General features: G+C 55.5%; 2 rRNA genes. Both read left to right on the top strand.

Features of this window, described 5'->3' with window-relative positions:
• The first annotated feature begins 25 nt into the window (after positions 1–25).
• Positions 26–3,160: ribosomal RNA gene (locus VX037_RS23615) — 23S ribosomal RNA — on the top strand.
• A 117-nt stretch (positions 3,161–3,277) separates the two neighbouring features.
• A 5S ribosomal RNA gene (gene rrf, locus VX037_RS23610) occupies positions 3,278–3,392 on the top strand; the annotation flags it as partial.

The following is a 3,392-nucleotide window of genomic DNA, read 5'->3' as shown; positions in this document are numbered from 1 at the left end:
GGAGCCCCTGTGGGTGTAGGTGTTGTTGTAAGTGTTTTAGGGCGTTCGGTGGATGCCTTGGTACCAGGAGCCGATGAAGGACGTGGTAGGCCGCGATAGTCCTCGGGGAGTTGTCAAACGAGCTGTGATCCGAGGGTGTCCGAATGGGGAAACCCAGCACGAGTGATGTCGTGTTACCACCCAGTGAATGTATAGCTGGTGTGGGGGGAACGTGGGGAAGTGAAACATCTCAGTACCCATAGGAAGAGAAAACAATTGTGATTCCGTGAGTAGTGGCGAGCGAAAGCGGAGGAGGCTAAACCATGCGCATGTGATACCGGGTAGGGGTTGTGTGTGTGGTGTTGTGGGGCCTGTCTTCCCGGATCTACCTGTCTGGGCGTGAGTGATAAAACCGTGGGTTAGGTGAAGTGGCCTGGAATGGTCTGCCGTAGTCGGTGAGAGTCCGGTAGCTGAAAGCCTGTGGTCTTGCGTGATGGGTGCCCAAGTAGCAGCGGGCTCGTGGAATCTGCTGTGAATCTGCCGGGACCACCCGGTAAGCCTGAATACTTCCTGGTGACCGATAGCGGACGAGTACCGTGAGGGAAAGGTGAAAAGTACCCCGGGAGGGGAGTGAAATAGTACCTGAAACCGGACGCTTACAATCCGTCAAAGCCTGTGCACCCTTTGGTGGGTGGTGGGTGATGGCGTGCCTTTTGAAGAATGAGCCTGCGAGTTAGTGCTCGGTGGCGAGGTTAACCCGTGTGGGGTAGCCGTAGCGAAAGCGAGTCTGAATAGGGCGTTGAGTCGCTGGGTCTAGACCCGAAGCGGAGTGATCTACCCATGGCCAGGGTGAAGCGTCGGTAAGACGTCGTGGAGGCCCGAACCCACTTCAGTTGAAAATGGAGGGGATGAGTTGTGGGTAGGGGTGAAAGGCCAATCAAACTCCGTGATAGCTGGTTCTCCCCGAAATGCATTTAGGTGCAGCGTGGTGTGTTTCTTACTGGAGGTAGAGCTACTGGATGGCCGATGGGCCCTACTAGGTTACTGACGTCAGCCAAACTCCGAATGCCGGTAAGTGAGAGCACTGCAGTGAGACTGCGGGCGATAAGGTTCGTAGTCGAGAGGGAAACAGCCCAGATCGCCGGCTAAGGCCCCTAAGCGTGTACTAAGTGGAAAAGGATGTGGGGTCGCGAAGACAACCAGGAGGTTGGCTTAGAAGCAGCCACCCTTGAAAGAGTGCGTAATAGCTCACTGGTCAAGTGATCCTGCGCCGACAATGTAGCGGGGCTCAAGTACACCGCCGAAGCCGCGGCACTCCACCATGACATCCACAGTCGTCTACGGATGGCTGTGTAGTGGGTGGGGTGGGTAGGGGAGCGTCCTGCATCCGTGGAAGCCACAGAGTGATCTAGTGGTGGAGGGTGTGGGAGTGAGAATGCAGGCATGAGTAGCGAAAGCAGAGTGAGAAACTCTGCCGCCGGATGACCAAGGGTTCCTGGGCCAGGCTAATCCGCCCAGGGTGAGTCGGGACCTAAGGCGAGGCCGACAGGCGTAGTCGATGGACAACGGGTTGATATTCCCGTACCCGTGTATCCGCGCCCATGCTGAATCAACTGTACTAACCATCCAAATCTTGATGGATCACCTTCGGGTGACCGGATGGGGCTGCATGGGACCTTGGTTGGTAGTAGGCAAGCGATGGGGTGACGCAGGAAGGTAGTGGGGCCAGTCAGTGGTTGTACTGGTGTAAGCCTGTAGGGAGTGGCATAGGTAAATCCGTGCCGCGTATATCCTGAGAGGTGATGCGTAGCCGTTGCGGCGAATTCCATGATCCTATGCTGCCGAGAAAAGCCTCTAGTGAGTTGGTACACGGCCCGTACCCCAAACCAACACAGGTGGTCAGGTAGAGAATACTAAGGCGATCGAGAGAACTGTGGTTAAGGAACTCGGCAAAATGCCCCCGTAACTTCGGGAGAAGGGGGACCCATCCCGGTGACCGCCCTCGCGGTGTGAGCTGGTGTGGGTCGCAGAGACCAGAGAGAAGCGACTGTTTACTAAAAACACAGGTCCGTGCGAAGTCGTAAGACGATGTATACGGACTGACGCCTGCCCGGTGCTGGAAGGTTAAGAGGACCGGTTAATCACTTCGGTGGTGAAGCTGAGAATTTAAGCCCCAGTAAACGGCGGTGGTAACTATAACCATCCTAAGGTAGCGAAATTCCTTGTCGGGTAAGTTCCGACCTGCACGAATGGCGTAACGACTTCTCTGCTGTCTCAACCACAGACTCGGCGAAATTGCAGTACGAGTAAAGATGCTCGTTACGCGCGGCAGGACGAAAAGACCCCGGGACCTTCACTATAGCTTGGTATTGGTGTTCGGTTCGGTTTGTGTAGGATAGGTGGGAGACTGTGAAACTCGCACGCTAGTGTGGGTGGAGTCGTTGTTGAAATACCACTCTGATCGTATTGGACTTCTAACCTCGGACCCTGATCGGGTTCAGGGACAGTGCCTGGTGGGTAGTTTAACTGGGGCGGTTGCCTCCCAAAATGTAACGGAGGCGCCCAAAGGTTCCCTCAGCCTGGTTGGCAATCAGGTGTTGAGTGTAAGTGCACAAGGGAGCTTGACTGTGAGACGTACATGTCGAGCAGGGACGAAAGTCGGGACTAGTGATCCGGCACCAACGTGTGGAAGTGGTGTCGCTCAACGGATAAAAGGTACCCCGGGGATAACAGGCTGATCTTCCCCAAGAGTCCATATCGACGGGATGGTTTGGCACCTCGATGTCGGCTCGTCGCATCCTGGGGCTGGAGTAGGTCCCAAGGGTTGGGCTGTTCGCCCATTAAAGCGGCACGCGAGCTGGGTTTAGAACGTCGTGAGACAGTTCGGTCTCTATCCGCCGCGCGCGTCTAGAAACTTGAGGAAACCTGTCCCTAGTACGAGAGGACCGGGACGGACGAACCTCTGGTGTGCCAGTTGTCCCGCCAGGGGCACTGCTGGTTAGCTACGTTCGGAAGGGATAACCGCTGAAAGCATCTAAGCGGGAAGCCTGTTCCAAGATGAGGTTTCTCACCACCTTCGAGTGGTTAAGGCCCCCTACAGACCATGGGGTTGATAGGCCAGAACTGGAAGCACAGCAATGTGTGTAGGTGACTGGTACTAATCGGCCGAGGACTTACAACAACACTCAACACCAACAAAGACGTTGAGTAGTACAAGTTGTTGCTCGCATCCACTATGACACTTCTGAAACAACACACAACAATAAACAAACCCGTCGTTGTGTGGGTTTCACAATGTTTCGGCGGCCATAGCGGAGGGGAAACGCCCGGTCCCATTCCGAACCCGGAAGCTAAGCCCTCCAGCGCCAATGGTACTGCACCCTAACCAGTGTGGGAGAGTAGGACACCGCCGA

The sequence above is a fragment of the Gordonia sp. Z-3 genome, assembly GCF_036233855.1.
In the GTDB taxonomy this organism is placed as follows: domain Bacteria; phylum Actinomycetota; class Actinomycetes; order Mycobacteriales; family Mycobacteriaceae; genus Gordonia; species Gordonia tangerina.
Note: the sequence above shows the minus strand (reverse complement) of the source record. Positions and strands in the feature narration are given on the sequence as shown.